We start from the raw sequence: 17636 nt of genomic DNA, 5'->3' as shown, positions 1-17636 counted from the left end.
AAACTGAAAGAAAGAAATGACCGGTAAAACCACATAAGAATGTGGTTGATGATCAGAGGTCGAAAGAGAAGGAGACCGGCGCTATGACTACAGGAATGCGAAGAAATCTTTTTTTGTATGGAAACATATTGATTAATTCGGTATTTAGTAAAAGTTTTGATTAAATTTAAACGTAAGAGCTGTACCCCTCTGCAGCTACATTTATAAGCAAGTAGATGAAATTGTATCCAAGATTCCGAAACCTGTATAAACCGGTTTTCACTTTTTTACTCAGTGTGTGTATAACCGCTTTTTTACAGGCGCAGGCACCTGTTGCTAAAAACGGTATAATTGATCTGAGGAAAACGGATCTCTCTATCCAAAAAATTGCATTAGATGGTGAATGGGGTATTTGCTGGCAACAACTTTGCGAGCCTGGAGATACCAAAAGTAAAATGACGGGCATGATGCCTTTTCCCAGACGATGGGATGACACACTTATTAATGGTGCCAAGCTAACCGCCAAAGGATACGCATCTTATATGCTTACGGTAATACTGCCGGCAAATGCCAAAAACCTGGCACTGGATGTACCGGATACCTATACCAGCTATAAGCTTTTCGTAAATGATGAACTCTTTGTACAATCCGGAGTGCCGGGAACTACCCGTGAAACAACCATTCCGAAATGGCAGCAATATACCAGGGAGCTTTTTGCGAAAACCGATACGGTTAAACTGATTTTACAGGTAGCCAATTTTGAACATTCAAAAGGAGGGCCTTATAAGTCGATAGTAATAGGTAATAAAGACCGACTTTTCATGGAGAGGGCAAAAAACAATGCGCTCGACTTTATTTTAACCGGAAGCATCATTATGTGCGGCCTCTTTTTCTTCGGTCTGTACTTTTTTGGCCGCTACGATAAAACGATTCTTTATTTCGCACTTTTTTGTATTACATACAGCTACCGGATTGTAGGGGCATCTCAGTATTCGCTCCATAGTTTTACAACTAATATTCCATGGATCGTAACGGTTCACCTTGAATACCTTTCGTTATTTATAAGTGTAATCTTTTTTACCCAGTATACACAGAAACTTTACCCTAAAGATTCGAATAAATATATTACGGCTGTTGAAACATGGGCCTGTATTATTCTTTCGCTTATTACTGTATTCTTCCCCCCCTCTGTATTTACACAGCTTATCAATCCTTTCCTGCTGGTCATGTTCAGCGTAATTGCCTATGCGGTATATGTATATGTAAAAGCCTATCGTAAAAAACGACTTGGCGCAGGATATGCTTTATTGAGTACGGGTATTGTAATGATCGTTTTTGTGATTATTAACCTCCAGTATTTTGGTTTTGCAGCACCGCAAAAAGAACTGCTCTTCATTGGATATATATCATTCTTTTTTCTTCAGTCGCTTATTTTGTCATTCCGATATTCCTATTTACTCAATAAGGCAAAAAAAGAAGCAGAACAGGGGCTGGTGGCAAAAAGCGATTTCCTCTCAAATATGTCGCATGAAATACGAACACCGCTTAATTCTGTGATCGGACTATCGCATATTTTACTGGAGAATAAACCAAGAGAAGACCAGAAGGAACAATTAAATGTATTGTTGTTTTCGGCCAATAACCTGCTCACCATTGTAAATGATATTCTTGATTACAGCAAAATAGAAGCGGGTAAAATTAATTTTGAATACATCGACATGGACCTGGTAAAAGTGTTTCAGGATATTCTGTCGGGGATGAAAACAATTGCTGATGAAAAAGGAATTGAGCTGATACTGGAAAAAGACCCTGCATTTAATACACGTATCATTTCAGATCCAACACGTATCAGCCAGGTGGTAGCCAATCTTTTGCAGAACGCGATCAAGTTTACGAGGAAGGGACATGTAAAATTAGTGATTAGACAGGTGAAAATGAGTAAACAGCATGTAACACTGACGATACGAATAGAAGATACGGGAATCGGAATTGCTGCCGAAAAGCAAAAACTTATTTTCGATCGCTTTACACAGGCCGATACATCTACCTCAAGAAGCTTTGGCGGAACAGGACTTGGTTTATCAATCTGTAAAAAAATACTTGAATTACAAGGCTCACAATTACAACTCGAAAGTGAACCGGGAACCGGATCAACTTTCTTTTTTACACAAACATTCCCTGTTTCGCAGGCATTTAATTTTAGTCAGGATGACCCTGTAATACAAATTGAAAAAGGACGACCTCTCAGTGGCATACCTATCCTGATGGCGGAAGATAATGAACTGAATGTGCTGGTCGCCAAAACATTTCTCGAAAAATGGGGGGCAAATATTGATGTGGCCGTGAATGGAGAAGAGGCCGTAAAAAAATTAGACCCGGCAAAACATAAACTGGTATTGATGGATATGCATATGCCGGTAATGGATGGTTATGAAGCCATATCAGCCATACGTGCAAAAGGAATAGAAATACCCATCGTTGCTTTAACAGCAAGCCTGCCCTCTGAAGTAGAAGAAAAAGCAAAAGATTTATCTATCAACGGAATTGTTACAAAACCATTTGAACCGGAAGAGTTTTTAAAACTGCTGATTAAAATACTACAGGTGTAAGCCGGCAAAAAAACTTAATAGTTTTTCAGACAGTACAGTCATGCTAACCTGTTCAATCGCGTGAACCGTGTTGGGTAATACCTGAATAGAACCTTTTGGTAATTGTTGAGCTGTAAGCGTAGTTTCTTCCAGCGAAACCATATTGTCTTTTTCACCAATCAGTAATAAAACATCTGCTGTAATCTTTTGCAGACAAGCGTTATTTAATAGGGGCTTATCACCAAGAAGTGAAAGCATGTCGGCGCTGGCGTTTAACAGCGCTTTCCAATTTTCTTTTCCATGTCTGTTTGCCAAAGCCGCTGCAAAAGCTGGTACTTTCTCTTCTATTATTTCCGGGCGAAGCATTTTTATTTCTTTGGCAGCAATTTCGGGCGACCAATTATACTTGGTACCCAACGTGACAATCCCGGAAAATAATTCAGGATATAAAGAAGCAAGGTACATAGCTACATATCCACCCATACTATAACCAAACACATACAGATTCTTTAACTGGTTGCTTTTGATATATTCGAGGGTTTGTTCTGCAAACAGTTCCATAGAAAGAGAACCGTTTATTGATTCGCCCCCATGACCATAAAAATTAAAACTATGAACCCGGTACTGCGAAGAAGCTAAGTTTTCGCTTAAAGGGAAGAGTTGTTCTTCTGAACCAATGGCACCATGAAGAAGAAGAATATGTTGCATGTAACAAATATAATCAACTCACTCCTGCCCTCGCTGCTTAGCAAAGAGTGGGAATTAAAGCGCCCTGTCAACAGCTTGGATACACCCGGGATTGGTTAATGTAAATAATCGACAACCCTAAATACGACAGCCTCCGTTGATCGCCTATCTTTTACTGTTCAACCGAATCTGACTTTATGAGCTACTGATGAAACAGATATTTGGCAGACAAATTGAACCATGAAAAAATTGTACTTCAGCATCCTCTCAGTGATGCTGCTTTTTATCAGTAGCTATGCTCAGTCAGGCCGTATCGGGAAAATAACTTTGACCATTCAGAACGAACAGCAACAGGTCATTGAAAATGCAACGGTGGAGCTACTGCGTTCAAAGGATTCTTCTTTGGTAAAAGCAGCCATAACAGATAAAACAGGAGCGGCCATTTTTGATAACCTGCTCACAGGTATTTATCGCATCAGGATATCGGCAGTGGGTTATACTACAAAATATACTTCACCTGTTGAACTTACAACACAACAAAACGAAGGGCGTATAGGAAACGTTGTATTGGCTACCAGTGCCGCCGCTACCAGCGAAGTAACAGTAACAGGCCGCAAGCCATTTATACAAAAACTCACCGACCGTATTGTAGTGAATGTTGAGAATAGTATTGTAAGTGCAGGCAGTTCGGCGCTTGATGTACTGGAAAGAGCACCGGGTGTTACAGTAGACCAGAATGACGCCATCGGTTTGAGGGGCAGACAGGGTGTGATTATTATGATTGATGGAAAACCAACACCCATGACCGGGGCCGACCTGGCTAATTACCTGCGCGGACTTCCCTCAAATACCATTGAACGTATTGATATTATAACCAATCCTTCTGCTAAGTACGATGCTGCAGGTAATTCGGGTATTATCGATATCAGGATGAAAAAAGACCAGCGCATGGGCACCAACGGTACAATAACCATGGGCTATGGTCAGGGTGTGTATCCCAAATCGAATGCCGGTGTAACATTTAATCACCGCAATAAAAAAATCAACTTCTTTGGTAACTATTCTTACGGCTATCGCATGAACCTGAACCATTTGATACTGGACAGGAATTTTTACGATAACAATAAAGTATATACAGGAGGAGACTTAAAAGACAACTATACCAAAACGCCCGTTCATTTTAATACGACAAGATTGGGACTGGATATTTTTCCATCGAAAAAAACAATCATTGGCGCGGTTGTGAGTGCCAACTTTAATAAAATAGGGAGAAGAAACGTAAACGGGTCCGATGTGCTGAATGCCCAGAGACAAAAAGTATCAACTTTTCAAACCCTTGCCACCAATGATGATCATGCAGATAATATGGTGGCCAATATTAATTTCAAACATTCTTTCAATACCAGCGGAAAAGAATTAACAGCCGATATTGACTATGGTGAATACAATTCTGCATCACTCTCACGCGTGGCCACCAAATATTTTAACCTGAGCGGCGGAAGTCTGCAACCCGATTGTATTTTAGATGGTGACCAGGATGGAAAACTGATTTTAAGAACTGCAAAAATTGATTATGCCAATCCGTTGAAAACAGGAGGTCGTTTCGAAGCGGGTGCAAAAACCAGTTATGTTTCTGCTGATAACGACGCAAAGTTTTTTGATGTAAGTACCGGAACGCCACAGGATGATATAAATAAAACCAATCGCTTTAAATACAATGAATACAATAATGCCTGTTACCTGAATTATAGCAGAGAGTTTAAAAAATTCAGTCTGCAACTGGGTCTTCGCGGAGAGCATACAAAAATAAATACGCACCAGATAAAAGGAGATATCCGTTTCGACTCTTCTTATTTCCAGCTTTTCCCCAGTGCTTTTTTCAATTATAAACTGAAAGAAGACCAAACCCTCGGTATTTCTGTAAGCCGAAGGATCGACCGTCCGGGTTACTCACAGTTGAATCCATTCCTGTTTTTGATTGATGTAACAACCTATTCTACTGGCAGACCCGGTTTGTTACCACAGCTCACCTGGTCATACGAGCTGAGTTATACGATGAAGAATATAAATTTTACTTTGGGTTATAGTCATACCAAACAAAACCAGAATGTAGCTATTGCACGTTTCAAAGATGTGTTCCCCAATATTCCTTCTGATGATAATGTAACGGTACAGATTCCGGTAAACCTGCGTTCACAGGATTATTATGGATTAACTGTTTCAGCGCCATTCCGTATCAGTACCTGGTGGAACATGATCAACAACGGAAATGTATTTTATAATCATTTCAATGGAACATTGGGTGGTACCACACTCAATAATGGTAAACCTGCATTTGATATAAGAACCAATAACAGTTTTACCTTGGGTAAGGGTTGGGTAAGTGAGTTTAATGTGAATATGAATTCCGGAGGCCAATACGGATTCATGGTACTCGATCCACAATGGGGTGTGGCATTGGGTATACAGAAAACAATGATGAATAAAAAAGGAACCCTGCGTTTGAATGTCACAGATATTTTCTGGACCAATCTGCCTAAAGCTGTGATCACATATAATAACTATATCGAAAAATGGCGCGCCTACCGCGAAACAAGGGTAGCGAATTTAACGTTCACCTATCGCTTTGGAAAGAATACAGTGCAAGCTGCACGAAGAAGGGCAACAGCATCGGAAGAAGAAAGAAGCAGGGCAGGGAACTGATTTAGTGAGTAGTGAATAGTCAGTAGTGAGTAAACCAGTATTACACTCACTACTGACTATTTACTACTCATTCACTATTCACTCCTTACCAATTCCTCAATCCTATTCTTACTATGCAGCTTCTCCAGCAATTTCAAATGAGGTTGTAATTTTTTGAGGGTATTTTTTTGCAGGAAACTTTTCAGGTGCTTATAGAAATGACTGTGGTCGTAATATCCATAGTCGGCGCTTTTAAAATTATCAGGATCACTGACAAGCTGTTCTGTAGCCTTTCGGATACGCATGATCTGTATAGCTGTTTTGGTGCTGATACTTGTAGCTGTTTCGAAATAACGCTGTAATGTGCGGGAAGAAATACCGTACTGTTTGGCAAACTCTTCAACAGGTGTAACAAAGTCGCGGTTGTTTTCGCAATGAGCAAGTATTTCAGAAACAATCTGAATAGGTTTCAGCGAACCGGAATATTGCTGGATGATCTTTTCAAAATACTGTGTCAGTAAATAAACGCGATCATTAAAAGTACCGGCTTTCTTTACCTGCGAAAGAATGGCAGCATCCATGAGATAACTCAGGGGGAAAATATATTCTCTGTACTCAGAAAAATTAATCTTCTTTTCAAAAATAACCGGTGATATCTTGAATTTAATGCCGAACAGTTTATTACCAGGCTGGTGATAACATTCAATGGCGCGATGACGTGGCAGAAATCCATCGCTCTTCATATCAAATTTCCTGTCGCCGATCTGCATTACAAATGGAGTACCGAGGTTGAGCAGGTAAGTATAGCCAGTATTGGGAAACAATGCATCTGAAAACCCTTTGGGATATTGATCCCATAACTCATCGAAATCGGTTTCCCAGAAGAAATCGATAAAGTAGGAAATAGACTCATCAGCTTTCTGCCGCTGATAGTTTTGGTGGAAGTGGTCGGTATGAAAAAATTCTACGTGTTGCACCTTGAATTAAAGGTAGACACACGACTGGGGCAAAAACTTGTTAAAATATGATGTTCGGTTAAAACGAATGATTAAACCAGCTTAGACTGTTTTGAGTAAATAGTCGCCGGGGAATAAATGAAGAGGCAGGAACCGTTTTGAATGGTTTGAATAAGTTCTTTATGAATTTCTTCCGGTACCGCAGGACAACCCAGACTTCTTCCCAGATAACCCTGTTGAAATACAAACTGTTCACTGGCATAATCGGCACTGTGAATGACAATACCTCTTTGTAAAGCTTTGTCATTAATTCCTTTTTCTATTCCAATGAGCCGAAGCGAAAAACCATGTTTACCGATATAAGTATTTCCTGTGGTGTAAAAGCCAAGACTACTCTGGTAACTGCTGTTTCTGTTGGAAAATTTTTTGGCCATCAGTTTGCCCGAATTTTTTCCATGAGATACATAGGTGTGATAGAGCAGACTGTTGCTGTTGAGGTCAATCACAAAAAAACGTTTTTGCGTTGACGGTAAACTAAAATCAATCACCGATAAAACAGCATCATTTAATAACTGACCTTTTTCCTGTAGCTGTCTGTATCCTTTAAGTGCATAAAGAAATGCCTGACGTGAGAGACCGAGCTTTTCGAGATCAAGTGATTCATATAAACTGAGTGCTTCGTTTTTTGGCGCGTAAACTGAATTTGTTTTTGAAATGTCTGCAGGAGCCGGCTTTTCCGTGTATGCGGATAAGCTAAATAAGAAGCAAATGAGTAAGCTGGTAAGACTAAGAGAGAGAATGGAATTTTTTTGTTTGTTGTTCATACACACTATTTATCCGCACTACAACAGCAGGGAGGGCAAAATTAGGGTTGATGAGTCAAGGACGAACGCAATACATAAAGCTTTAACAAGCTGTTGACGGGTTTATACATAAAAAATCCCGTCATACACTGTATGACGGGATCGCAGTTGGTATTGGCTGTTAAAAACCTATAATAGATTAAGACAGTCTTTGGTCGATCTCGCTGCGTAAGGAGGTAAAGATTTCATCAACGGTACCTTCTCCTTTAATATGTACCACTTTATCGAAACCAGCATAGTAATTAGCTACTACAGTAGTTTTTTGCTGGTATTCAGTGATTCTTGCACGAATAACGGTTTCATTGGTATCGTCGCTGCGGCCGCTGGTAATACCGCGGTTGAGCAAACGTTTAACCAGTTCCTCCTCACTTACATCAAGGGCCAGCACCACTCCAATCTCTGTATTCTTGAGTTTCAGGAGCTTATCTAGCGCAACACTCTGTGCCTCAGTGCGGGGGAAACCATCAAAAAGGAATCCTTTAGCCAGAGGATTCTGATCCAGCGCCGAACTGATCATTCCAATAACCACTTCATCAGGTACCAGTTGACCCTTGTCCATAAAAGACTTAGCTTCCAGTCCGAGAGGAGTTTGAGCTGCAATTTCACTACGTAATAAATCGCCGGTAGATAGATGTTTTAATCCGTAGGTAGCAATCAGTTTCTCACTTTGCGTACCTTTTCCACTGCCGGGAGGTCCAAACAGAATAATATTAAACATGTACAAACTAACCTTGCGTGAACTACAAATATAAGCCCAATGGCTTAAAAAACATTTAACATCTCATTAAAACATTGAATAAAACCGGGTTGTAAGGAAAAAAACAAGTGTTCGTCAGTTAATAAACAAACTTTTCGGGCCCGATAAACGTATTTTTAATGTATCAAAAGTTTTAGCATATGAAGTTGTTAGCTATGATTGCCCTGTCAACATTCGTTATTCAGGGTTGTTATTCTCAAAATACCCAACAGAAACTGACAAAAATGGACAGCACACAGAAAAATAATAACCCGGTATATTCCCGGACCGACAAATCGAAAGTGGCTTTAAAAGAAGAGGAGTGGAAAAAAATCCTTTCACCCGAAGTATATTATATAGCCCGCCAAAAAGGAACAGAGCGTGCCTGGACCAGCAAATTTGAAAACTTTAAAGAAGTGGGTACCTACTATTGCGCAGTATGTGGTAATGCGCTTTTTAAAAGTGATACCAAATTCGATAGTGGATGCGGATGGCCCAGTTTTTATGAACCCATTACAAAAGGATCCATTATTTACCTGCCCGATAATACACATGGAATGGTAAGAACAGAAGTACAGTGTGGTCGTTGTAAAAGCCATTTAGGACATGTATTTGAAGATGGTCCGCCACCAACAGGGTTGCGCTATTGTATTAATGGAGTGGTGTTAGATTTTGAGAAGGCGGAAGAGGCGAAGAAAAAATATGAGGCGGGGAAAGAAAAGAAAGGCTAATTGAATCTGTCAAAAGAAGCATGGCCGCTCTGTTTGAAATACTTTTCGGTAGGGTCAGTTTTACGGATAAAAAATTGGCCTTACTGTTTTGGTTCTTCTCTACTGTCTGTTGTTTCTTTTGGACTCGAAAAATTTAATAATTCACCTCCCAATGTTTTAATTATTTCCTGATTTTTAGATATCAGGCTACTAACGCCAAACATAACAACTGTACCAAGGATTGTTTTAAATATATTCTTCGAACCTGATTCAACAATCTTCTTAGACAGATATCCCGCAGAAACGCTGATTAGCATATTGGCTATACTATCTTTTATCTTCCCCGATTCGGCCACTTTTGTGAAAGTCTCTTTAATAAGTTGAATGGGCCTGAAACTATTCAATACATCTCTGAAAGATTGGCGTAATTCTATTCCATCTTGTTTATGTACAGATTCCATTTCAATAATGGTAAGTTGCAACTCCCTCAATAGATCTGGCTTTTCCATATGTTAGGTTTTCTTGAATATTTTTTTAATGATCAGATTAGCAAGTGGCCTTTTTATCCATTTATGCAGGAAGAAATAACTGATGATAAAAACAATCATATAAAACCCTGAAACAATTAGAAACCCGTATGATAACTTGCCTAATAATTCGCTTATAAAAAAGGATATACTAACAGATAGCATAAGAATAAAAAGAAACAGTATTATAATGATACCTGAATAAGAAACCAGACTTGTAAAAAGAACAATAGCGTGCCGAATGATTTTTAGTTTAGAAAGCTCAAACCTTTTTTTACCATAAAGCTCAATTTTCTCAATTAGTTTTTCGATAGCAGTATCTGAATCTGTCATAGTTGTTAAATATTAATACCTGCTTAATAAGTGGCTTGGCGCTTGCGAATAAGCTACTTATTAAGCAGGTATATGGTAGTATTAATGGATAGCTGCCCGAATTTCTTCTGCTGCTTTCTCAATTTTCACTTCTCCATTTGCCGCCATTGTTTTTGCCTCCGTTTTCATAGACTCGAATTTTTTACTGATGGCATCCATAAAACTGTCGAATTTATCGCTCAGCTCATCGGTGTAATCGTTACCCTTATCTACAATTTTCTTTCTTGTTACAGAACCCTTATCAGGTGCAAATAAAATGCCTAATGCAGCACCTACTACAGCACCAGCCAGCACACCCACCAAAACTTTTCCTGTCTTCATTATGTATGTTTTTATAGCGATGATTAATACTGGCAAGTTGACTATAAATACCGGACTATCTATTACATCTTTAAGCAAAAGAATTGCAAGACTCACAGGTTGCTATACCATGGCAACGGAGCTGCCGTATACTTTTTCACTGATTATACAATCTTCCGGCACGCCTAATTTTGATAATTGACCCTGAATGGTGTCCATCATACCAGGAGGTCCACAGACATAATATTTTCTGTTTTTACCGCCATTATTTTTGCTAATAAAATTTTCTGTAATCTCGCCATTCGCAAAACCGGATACTTTTTCTTCGGAAAGTATATTGATGAAATTGGTACCCAGTATACTGATAAACTCTTTCTCTAAAATAATATCAGCCCTTGTTTTGTTTGCATAAATGAGTCTGTTACTTCCAATCTGCTCAATAGATTTCAGGTGCCTGAAAATGGGAATAAAGGGCGTTACGCCAGCACCTCCTGCTATAAAAACACCCTCGCCATTATATTTAATAGCGCCAAAAACCCCCTGTAGCATTAATTCATCACCAGCTTTAAGACCTAGTAGTTTTTTCGTGAAACCATTGTGTTCAGGATAGGTTTTAATGGTAAACTCCAATAAATGCTGTTTAGGAAGTGAGGTAAAGGTAAATGGACGCATTTCGGATATTTCTTCTGACGAATGAATTGAAATATTTGTCGCCTGTCCCGGTTCAAATACCAGGTCAAATGGTTTTTGTGTAGTTATTCTGATTACATCTGGGGTTACTGGTTCTATCTCAATAATCTTTACAAGGGTATCTTTCATATAAGTAATAATATATCACCACTTCAACGGGAAGAGGAACACTTTTTAGTTGCTAAAGATTGGAAATAAAGAGGCGGAACAGTTATAATATTCAGTGAAAGAGTTTCACAAATCACAGGTCTTCTCAACAAATTTGCTGTTGTACGTTACAAATGTAAGCAAAAGAGAGAAATGCACTTTTTTCTTAGTATAGTATACAGTGCTTGAGTTTTACAGAACGTATAAACTACTCAATAAAATGACAGCATTAATTATGCTGCTGATTGCTCAAATGCTTTAAATATATCTTCTGTAGACTGGTACAATAATGTTTCGTTGATAGTAATTAAAGTCTGATTATTGGCATCAGGTCTTCCCAGGCGAATATTAAATTGTTGATTAAGCTTGGCCTGAAAATTTCTGCCATCTATATTTTTTGTCAGTTGTAACCGATAGATATTAGTACCATTAGCAAGGGCCGTAACTGTAAAACGGCCTGTTTTATTTAGCGCACCAAACAGTTTCTCAGCCTGTGTTTTAGCATCAGTAAATCTTTTCTCTGCACCTTCCATTCTGTGTAATGCCATAGCGGCATTCGTCCAGTTGCCATACATAGAGCCTCCATGTATTTTGATCAGGTGAGGCATTTGATCGATTACTGCAGCATCGCCACATAGTATGGCGCCAGCGCTGGCGCCGAGGTATTTATAGAGTGAAATGTAAACGGTATCAAAATACCGGCTGTACTCCTTAACCGAAACCCCCGACCATGCAGAAGCAACATATAAACGGGCACCGTCTAAATGCATTGGTATTTTTTTCTCAAGACAGTATTTTCTGATTTGCCTTATTTCGTCTAAAGAAACCATTCTTCCGTCGCTTCTTCTTACCGGATTTTCAATAGACACAGCACCAAAGCCTGTATTGAAAGCTTCGGTATTGCTCATATCGTCAATGGTTTTCTGTAATTGTGCAGCAGTAAAACAGGTTTCATCTTTGGCCAGCGGCACCAGTCTTTTCTGAAACACGCTTTGACCCGCATCAGCTTCATCACGAAACACATGACTGGTTTCCTGAACAAATACTTTGCTCTTGTTGCCACTTAGTACAGCAATAGCCAGTTGATTGGCCATGGTACCACTGGGCATAAAAATGGCTTTCTCTTTTCCGGTGAGTGCAGCGAATTTTTTTTCCAGCGCTTCAACCACACCACCTACACCATAACGGTCTTTTGCAATGGTGGTGGTTTTATCAGCTTCCTGTAATACACGTATATAATCTGAGGGCTCATACATTTCGCCATCACCAAAAAACTTTACCACGGGCTTTGCGGGTAAATCGTCTTCTGTTTGTTGCTCACTGACTAATAAACCCGACAATGGTAATACAGCAGGAATAGCAAGACTACCGGAACTGCGCAAAAAATTTCTTCGGTTGATGGAGGACATATAGTAAAATTGAAATATTGTGAATTGAACACGGATCATCATGATTTTTAAGATCTATCATGATGAATCATAAAAATCATGATAATCTGTGTTCTATATTATTTATTTATTCAGCTTTCTTTTTCCAGAAATACCACCCCGCATAGACAGTAATCAACACACCCACCACCGATAAAATCATCACACTATTGGAAAAGAAAGCAACCCAGTTTAATTGCACTTTAAAAATTTCTTTGCTGAGCAGCACTCCCACACTACCCAAATAGCCAAATGAATCAGCGAGATAAATTAAAAACCCAACATTACCAGTAAAACGGAAAGCCGCGATCATTCTTTCAAAGAAAACAGAATTAAAAGGAATGTAGACCATGTAGAGCCCAAGTCCAACAAGAACCATCCACCACATAGGTGTAATCATTTCTTTTGTAAACAGCCATGTGCTTACGCCGGCCAATACAAACCCCAGCGCAATCAATACATGCGCAACCATCAATGCTTTGAAACTGTTTTTTATCATTACCATACTACCAATCAATATTAAAATGATCAGTGTAATAGGTGTTTCTGTTTTGGAGAAAATGGCGGGCTGGTTCAGGTAACCCATTTCCTTCCACATGTCGGCACTGAAATTATCGCGGATATCACGAAACAAAGTAGCAAATGCATAGATAAGCACGCAGGCAATAATACCCGGTAAAAACTGTTTAATAAAAGCTTTGCGTTGTTCGGCACTCATCGTTGTTCGGCTCATACGGGCAGCTTCATCATCGGTATCGGGCGGAGGAATACGCTCCATCAGGTAAATAAACAATAGCAGTGGTAAAGCAAAAACAAGTCCTGTACAAAAAGGAACCCAGAACTCAGAAACCCCCGATTGTATCAGCCATCCGCCAACAGATTTTACAAAACCGGAAGAAAAAATAAAACTTACTGCCAGCGCAGCACCAATAAAATCGGTACTCCTTCTTCCTTCTACATAAGAAAACACTACACCCCATAACATACCCAATGGAAAACCATTGATGAATAAGAACGGAATATTATAAGGTGCAGGTATCAACGCAAAACATAACCAGGCCATCCATGCAATACCAACCAGAAGGAGTATGATTTTATTGCGTCCGAATCTTTTTAACTCTGCAATGAATTTGATGCCGTAGAATTTGGCGGCGAGGTAACCCAACATCTGGCTTAGTACGAGAACAGTTTTGTAACTGAGGCTTCCTACTGTCATGCCATCGAAAGTGCAAACGGTAAACGATTTACGGAACCCAAAAATCATGGTATACGTGAGGAAAGCTGCCAGTGCAGCATATAACCCAACCTGTATAGCAGAGCCTTTTACAAAAGAGTTGTTTTTCAATCGCAGTAGTTAAAGTTTAAATATAAGAGGAAAGTCCGAAAGTCTGGGAGACCGAAAGTCCGAAAGAGGATTGGTTTAGTGAATCACCCTCCGTGCAACACTGTGTCGTACTCTGTGTAACTCCGTGGTAAAAAGCCACAGAGGTAAAGGAGTAATGCACAGAGTTACACAGAGGTCTTACTACTAATGTATCATCTTTCGGACTTTCGGACTTTCCGTCTCCCTGACTCCTTCCTCAACCAACCATCCCTGATATTTGGCAAACTGCTCCGCATTTCGGAAATTCCGAACTCCAAAAACCAATTGAATGAGAAAACTACTGTTTCTGGCAATGCTTATTGGCACTGCTATTTCTTCTTTTGCCCAACAGGCAGATCTTTCCAAACACTTTAAATCTTTAAAACCACGAAGCATCGGTCCGGCCGGTATGAGTGGCCGTGTTACGTCTATTGACGCCGTATGGACCAATCCCAATATCATTTATCTCGGTACAGCGAGTGGTGGTGTTTGGAAAACAGAGAATGGTGGCGCCAGCTGGGAATCGATATTTGATGAACAGCCCATTTTAAATATCGGTGCAGTGGCCATTACACAAAGTAACCCAAGTGTGGTATGGGCAGGTACCGGTGAAGGTAATCCACGAAACTCCATTAGCCTCGGTGGCGGTTTGTACAAAAGTATTGATGCTGGTAAAACCTGGAAAATGATGGGGCTCGAGAAAACCAGTAATATTCATCGCATCATCATCGACCCCACCAATCCTGATATAGTATATGTTGGTGTCATTGGTAATCCTTTTGCTGCACACCCTGAGCGTGGTGTGTATAAAACAACAGATGGTGGTATAACCTGGAAACAGATTTTGTACACCAATGAAACATCGGGCGTGGGCGATATGGTGATGGATCCTGCAAACCCCAATAAGTTATTTGTAAACATGTACCAGCACCTGCGTACACCCTGGAGCTTACAGGGCGGCGGTAAAGGCAGTGGGTTTTATGTAACTTATGATGGCGGTAAAAACTGGAAAAAACTGGGCAAAGAAAACGGGTTACCCGATGGAGACTATGGGCGTATTGGTATTACCATTGGCCGCAATGATCCAAAACGTGTATACGCATTGGTAGAAGCTACCAAGAATGGTTTATATAAAAGTGATGATGGTGGCGATAAATGGGAACTGGTGAACAGCGAATCATCAGTAGTAACCAATCGTGCATTCTATTTTCAGGATATAGCGGTTGACCCAACCAATGAAAACAGGTTATATAATATTAACCAGATTATTACGGTGAGTGAAGATGCAGGTAAAACTTTTAAAACCGTAATTCCTTATGCTGGTATTCACCCCGATCACCATGCATTCTGGATTCATCCGAAAGATGGCAATTTTATTATTGATGGAAATGACGGAGGTATTGCCATTACCCGCGACCGTGGTAAAAACTGGCAGTTTGATGAGAAATTGCCACTCGGACAATTCTATCATATCAATGTAGATAACAACATTCCCTACAATGTAATGGGTGGTTTGCAGGATAACGGAAGCTGGCATGGTCCGGCATATGTGTGGAGACAAAGCGGTATACGCAATGCATTCTGGCAGGGTGTAGCCGGTGGTGATGGTTTTGATGTAATGCCCGATGCAGAAGATCCGAACTGGGTATATTGTATGAGCCAGGGAGGAAGTGTGGGTCGTTATAATATTGCTACTGGTGAAAGATGGAGCATTCGTCCTCCCACAACAGCAACAGGTATTCGCCAGCGTTTTAACTGGAATGCTGCTATTGCGCAGGACCCGTTTGATAAGAAAACGATTTATTACGGAAGCCAGTTATTGAACATGAGTACCGATAAGGGTGCATCATGGAGCCAGATATCAGGCGATCTTACAACCAATGACAGTGCAAAAATTGACCAGAGTAATAATGGTGGTTTGTCGGTAGATATTACCGGCGCAGAAAACCATTGTACTATTCTGGCGATAGAACCATCTGCCAAAGAGAAAGGTGTAATATGGGTAGGAACAGATGATGGCAATGTGCAGTTAACCAGAGATGGTGGTAAAACATGGACCAATTTCCGTGGTAAAATTCCCGGAATGCCAACAGGTGCATGGGTGCCACAGATACGCGCTTCACGTCATAATGGAGGAGAAGCATATGTGGTAGTGAATGATTACCGCAGAGGAAACAATAAACCTTATTTATTCCGCACCACAGATTATGGTAAAACATGGACCAGCCTGGTAGATGAGAAGAAAGTAACCGGTTATACATTATGTGTAATTCAGGACCCCACAGAACCCAACCTCATTTTTGTAGGAACAGAGCAGGGTTTGTTTGTGAGTCTGGATTATGGTAACAGTTTCCAGCAGTTTAAAAATGGTTATCCATCCGTATCAACTTATGATATGGTGATACAGGAAAGAGAAGCCGATCTGGTAATTGCCACATTTGGTCGTGCTATTTATATCCTGGACGATATTAATCCGCTTCGTAAACTGGCAGCTAACAAAGGACAGGTATTCAGTAATAAGATTACTGCTTTTGCGGCACCGCCTGCTTACCAGGCCAAACGTAAACTGGCATCTGGTATTGAATACAGTATCTGGGGAAGCTATGAGGGCGAAAACAAAAGAGCGGGTGCGCCCATCAGTTTCTTTGTGAGCAAAACAGCGAGTGATACAGGCAGAAACAGAATTGGTGATACGGTAACGCTCCGCATTTTTGATGCGAATAATGTATTGGTAAGAACACTTCGCACCAAAGCCGACAGTGGATTTAATAAATATTATTGGGGAATGGAAGGAAGAGGTATCCGTGCCGGCGGTGGCGGTGGTGGCCGTGGTGGCGGAGGCGGTGGGCCAAGAGGAGGAGCCGGTGGTGGCGGCGCATTTAATGCAGAACCTCCGGGATTACCTGTTGATCCGGGAACCTATAAAGTGGTATTGACTTTGGGAAGAAACCTGAGCGACAGTACGATGGTTGTGGTAAATGATGATCCGTATGCACCTACATCAAAAGAAGTGCGTGATGCACTACGCAAAGCTACCGACAGACTAAATAAAAGTGCTATTCGTTTAGGTAATTTGAACGACAGAATGGTAGATGCAGAAACCATCATCAACAAAATAGAAACGGCATTACCGAATCTGGATGCTAAAAAAGCAGACACTATTCGTAAAGCCATTAAACCTATAAGAGATGGTTTAACTGATATTCGTACCATGCTGAATGGTAAACCACAAACCAGACAGGGTTATGGTAATGTGCCACAGGTAACGGTAAACAGTTATGTAAGTGAAGCCCGCTCCAACATTATTGGTAAAGCCATTGTACCGGGTGAGCAGGAAGAGAGACTGATGAAAGCAGCAGAAGATAAAATTTCTGAAGTAATTACAAAAGCCAATCAGTTATTTGATACCAAATGGAAAGCCTTCCGTGCGGTGGCAGATACGATTGAGTTGAAATTGTTTAAGGATTATAAGACGCTGGAATAATAACAACAGATTTGAATAATGAAAGGGCCGCAATTTTTTGCGGCCCTTTTTTTGTGCAATGATTTTAATTGGGCTGATAGATGTACTTGTTTTTAGGTGACGTAATTGATAATACATGCCTGATA

At 40.2% G+C, this 17636-nt stretch carries 13 protein-coding genes; 4 read left to right on the top strand and 9 right to left on the bottom strand.

Going from position 1 to position 17636, the window contains the following annotated elements:
• Window positions 1-215: 215 nt before the first annotated feature.
• Window positions 216-2588, top strand: coding sequence for an ATP-binding protein (locus KXJ59_RS02250; RefSeq protein WP_295200662.1), 2373 nt, complete (start codon window positions 216-218; stop codon window positions 2586-2588).
• Here the strand turns inward: KXJ59_RS02250 and KXJ59_RS02245 are convergent.
• Complete coding sequence (locus KXJ59_RS02245; protein WP_295200659.1) at window positions 2577-3275, bottom strand: alpha/beta fold hydrolase; 699 nt, start codon at window positions 3273-3275, stop codon at window positions 2577-2579. The two genes, KXJ59_RS02250 and KXJ59_RS02245, sit on opposite strands and share 12 nt — an antisense overlap.
• A 219-nt stretch (window positions 3276-3494) precedes the next feature.
• Between KXJ59_RS02245 and KXJ59_RS02240 the strand changes: the two genes are divergently transcribed.
• Window positions 3495-5957 (top strand): TonB-dependent receptor, encoded by a 2463-nt coding sequence (locus tag KXJ59_RS02240; protein WP_295200656.1) that lies wholly within the window; start codon window positions 3495-3497, stop codon window positions 5955-5957.
• Window positions 5958-6031: 74 nt separating this feature from the next.
• On the opposite strand, the gene KXJ59_RS02235 is transcribed toward KXJ59_RS02240, so the two are convergent.
• From KXJ59_RS02235 to KXJ59_RS02225, 3 genes are all read right to left on the bottom strand, one after another.
• Complete coding sequence (locus KXJ59_RS02235; RefSeq protein ID WP_295200653.1) at window positions 6032-6913, bottom strand: helix-turn-helix domain-containing protein; 882 nt, start codon at window positions 6911-6913, stop codon at window positions 6032-6034.
• A gap of 71 nt (window positions 6914-6984) precedes the next feature.
• A complete protein-coding gene (locus KXJ59_RS02230) occupies window positions 6985-7716 on the bottom strand; it encodes a murein L,D-transpeptidase catalytic domain family protein (RefSeq protein ID WP_295200650.1) in 732 nt (243 codons plus the stop codon).
• A gap of 178 nt (window positions 7717-7894) precedes the next feature.
• Window positions 7895-8473 (bottom strand): adenylate kinase, encoded by a 579-nt coding sequence (locus tag KXJ59_RS02225; RefSeq protein ID WP_295200649.1) that lies wholly within the window; start codon window positions 8471-8473, stop codon window positions 7895-7897.
• A gap of 179 nt (window positions 8474-8652) precedes the next feature.
• Here KXJ59_RS02225 and msrB point away from each other — a divergent pair, with 179 nt between their 5' ends.
• Window positions 8653-9222: a peptide-methionine (R)-S-oxide reductase MsrB gene (gene msrB, locus KXJ59_RS02220; protein ID WP_295200647.1), complete on the top strand. Its 570-nt coding sequence runs from the start codon at window positions 8653-8655 to the stop codon at window positions 9220-9222.
• 80 nt (window positions 9223-9302) lie between these two features.
• On the opposite strand, the gene KXJ59_RS02215 is transcribed toward msrB, so the two are convergent.
• The 5 genes from KXJ59_RS02215 to KXJ59_RS02195 form a co-directional block, all read right to left on the bottom strand.
• A complete protein-coding gene (locus KXJ59_RS02215) occupies window positions 9303-9710 on the bottom strand; it encodes a hypothetical protein (RefSeq protein ID WP_295200645.1) in 408 nt (135 codons plus the stop codon).
• 432 nt (window positions 9711-10142) lie between these two features.
• Window positions 10143-10421 (bottom strand): YtxH domain-containing protein, encoded by a 279-nt coding sequence (locus tag KXJ59_RS02210; RefSeq protein ID WP_295200643.1) that lies wholly within the window; start codon window positions 10419-10421, stop codon window positions 10143-10145.
• A gap of 102 nt (window positions 10422-10523) precedes the next feature.
• Window positions 10524-11219, bottom strand: coding sequence for an FAD-binding oxidoreductase (locus KXJ59_RS02205; RefSeq protein WP_295200641.1), 696 nt, complete (start codon window positions 11217-11219; stop codon window positions 10524-10526).
• Between the two features lie 251 nt (window positions 11220-11470).
• Complete coding sequence (locus KXJ59_RS02200) at window positions 11471-12646, bottom strand: aminotransferase class I/II-fold pyridoxal phosphate-dependent enzyme (RefSeq protein WP_295200638.1); 1176 nt, start codon at window positions 12644-12646, stop codon at window positions 11471-11473.
• 106 nt (window positions 12647-12752) lie between these two features.
• Window positions 12753-14009 (bottom strand): DUF5690 family protein, encoded by a 1257-nt coding sequence (locus KXJ59_RS02195; protein ID WP_295200636.1) that lies wholly within the window; start codon window positions 14007-14009, stop codon window positions 12753-12755.
• Between the two features lie 307 nt (window positions 14010-14316).
• Between KXJ59_RS02195 and KXJ59_RS02190 the strand changes: the two genes are divergently transcribed.
• The gene (locus tag KXJ59_RS02190) at window positions 14317-17511 is read left to right on the top strand and encodes a hypothetical protein (RefSeq protein WP_295200634.1); all 3195 of its coding nucleotides are present in this window, start codon (window positions 14317-14319) and stop codon (window positions 17509-17511) included.
• The last annotated feature ends 125 nt before the right edge of the window (window positions 17512-17636 follow it).

Source organism: Sediminibacterium sp., from assembly GCF_019264485.1.
Classification (GTDB): Bacteria; Bacteroidota; Bacteroidia; order Chitinophagales; family Chitinophagaceae; genus Sediminibacterium.
The sequence above is the reverse complement of the archived record's forward strand: the minus strand, read 5'-3'. Positions and strand labels throughout refer to the sequence as shown.

What these genes read in the sequence shown, in the direction of transcription:
- KXJ59_RS02200 (WP_295200638.1), bottom strand. Translation starts at nt 12,646, where the DNA reads ATGTCCTCCATCAACCGAAGAAATTTTTTGCGCAGTTCCGGTAGTCTT.
- KXJ59_RS02245 (WP_295200659.1), bottom strand. Translation starts at nt 3,275, where the DNA reads ATGCAACATATTCTTCTTCTTCATGGTGCCATTGGTTCAGAAGAACAA.
- KXJ59_RS02210 (WP_295200643.1), bottom strand. Translation starts at nt 10,421, where the DNA reads ATGAAGACAGGAAAAGTTTTGGTGGGTGTGCTGGCTGGTGCTGTAGTA.
- KXJ59_RS02215 (WP_295200645.1), bottom strand. Translation starts at nt 9,710, where the DNA reads ATGGAAAAGCCAGATCTATTGAGGGAGTTGCAACTTACCATTATTGAA.
- KXJ59_RS02240 (WP_295200656.1), top strand. Translation starts at nt 3,495, where the DNA reads ATGAAAAAATTGTACTTCAGCATCCTCTCAGTGATGCTGCTTTTTATC.
- msrB (WP_295200647.1), top strand. Translation starts at nt 8,653, where the DNA reads ATGAAGTTGTTAGCTATGATTGCCCTGTCAACATTCGTTATTCAGGGT.
- KXJ59_RS02225 (WP_295200649.1), bottom strand. Translation starts at nt 8,473, where the DNA reads ATGTTTAATATTATTCTGTTTGGACCTCCCGGCAGTGGAAAAGGTACG.
- KXJ59_RS02230 (WP_295200650.1), bottom strand. Translation starts at nt 7,716, where the DNA reads ATGAACAACAAACAAAAAAATTCCATTCTCTCTCTTAGTCTTACCAGC.
- KXJ59_RS02205 (WP_295200641.1), bottom strand. Translation starts at nt 11,219, where the DNA reads ATGAAAGATACCCTTGTAAAGATTATTGAGATAGAACCAGTAACCCCA.
- KXJ59_RS02190 (WP_295200634.1), top strand. Translation starts at nt 14,317, where the DNA reads ATGAGAAAACTACTGTTTCTGGCAATGCTTATTGGCACTGCTATTTCT.
- KXJ59_RS02250 (WP_295200662.1), top strand. Translation starts at nt 216, where the DNA reads ATGAAATTGTATCCAAGATTCCGAAACCTGTATAAACCGGTTTTCACT.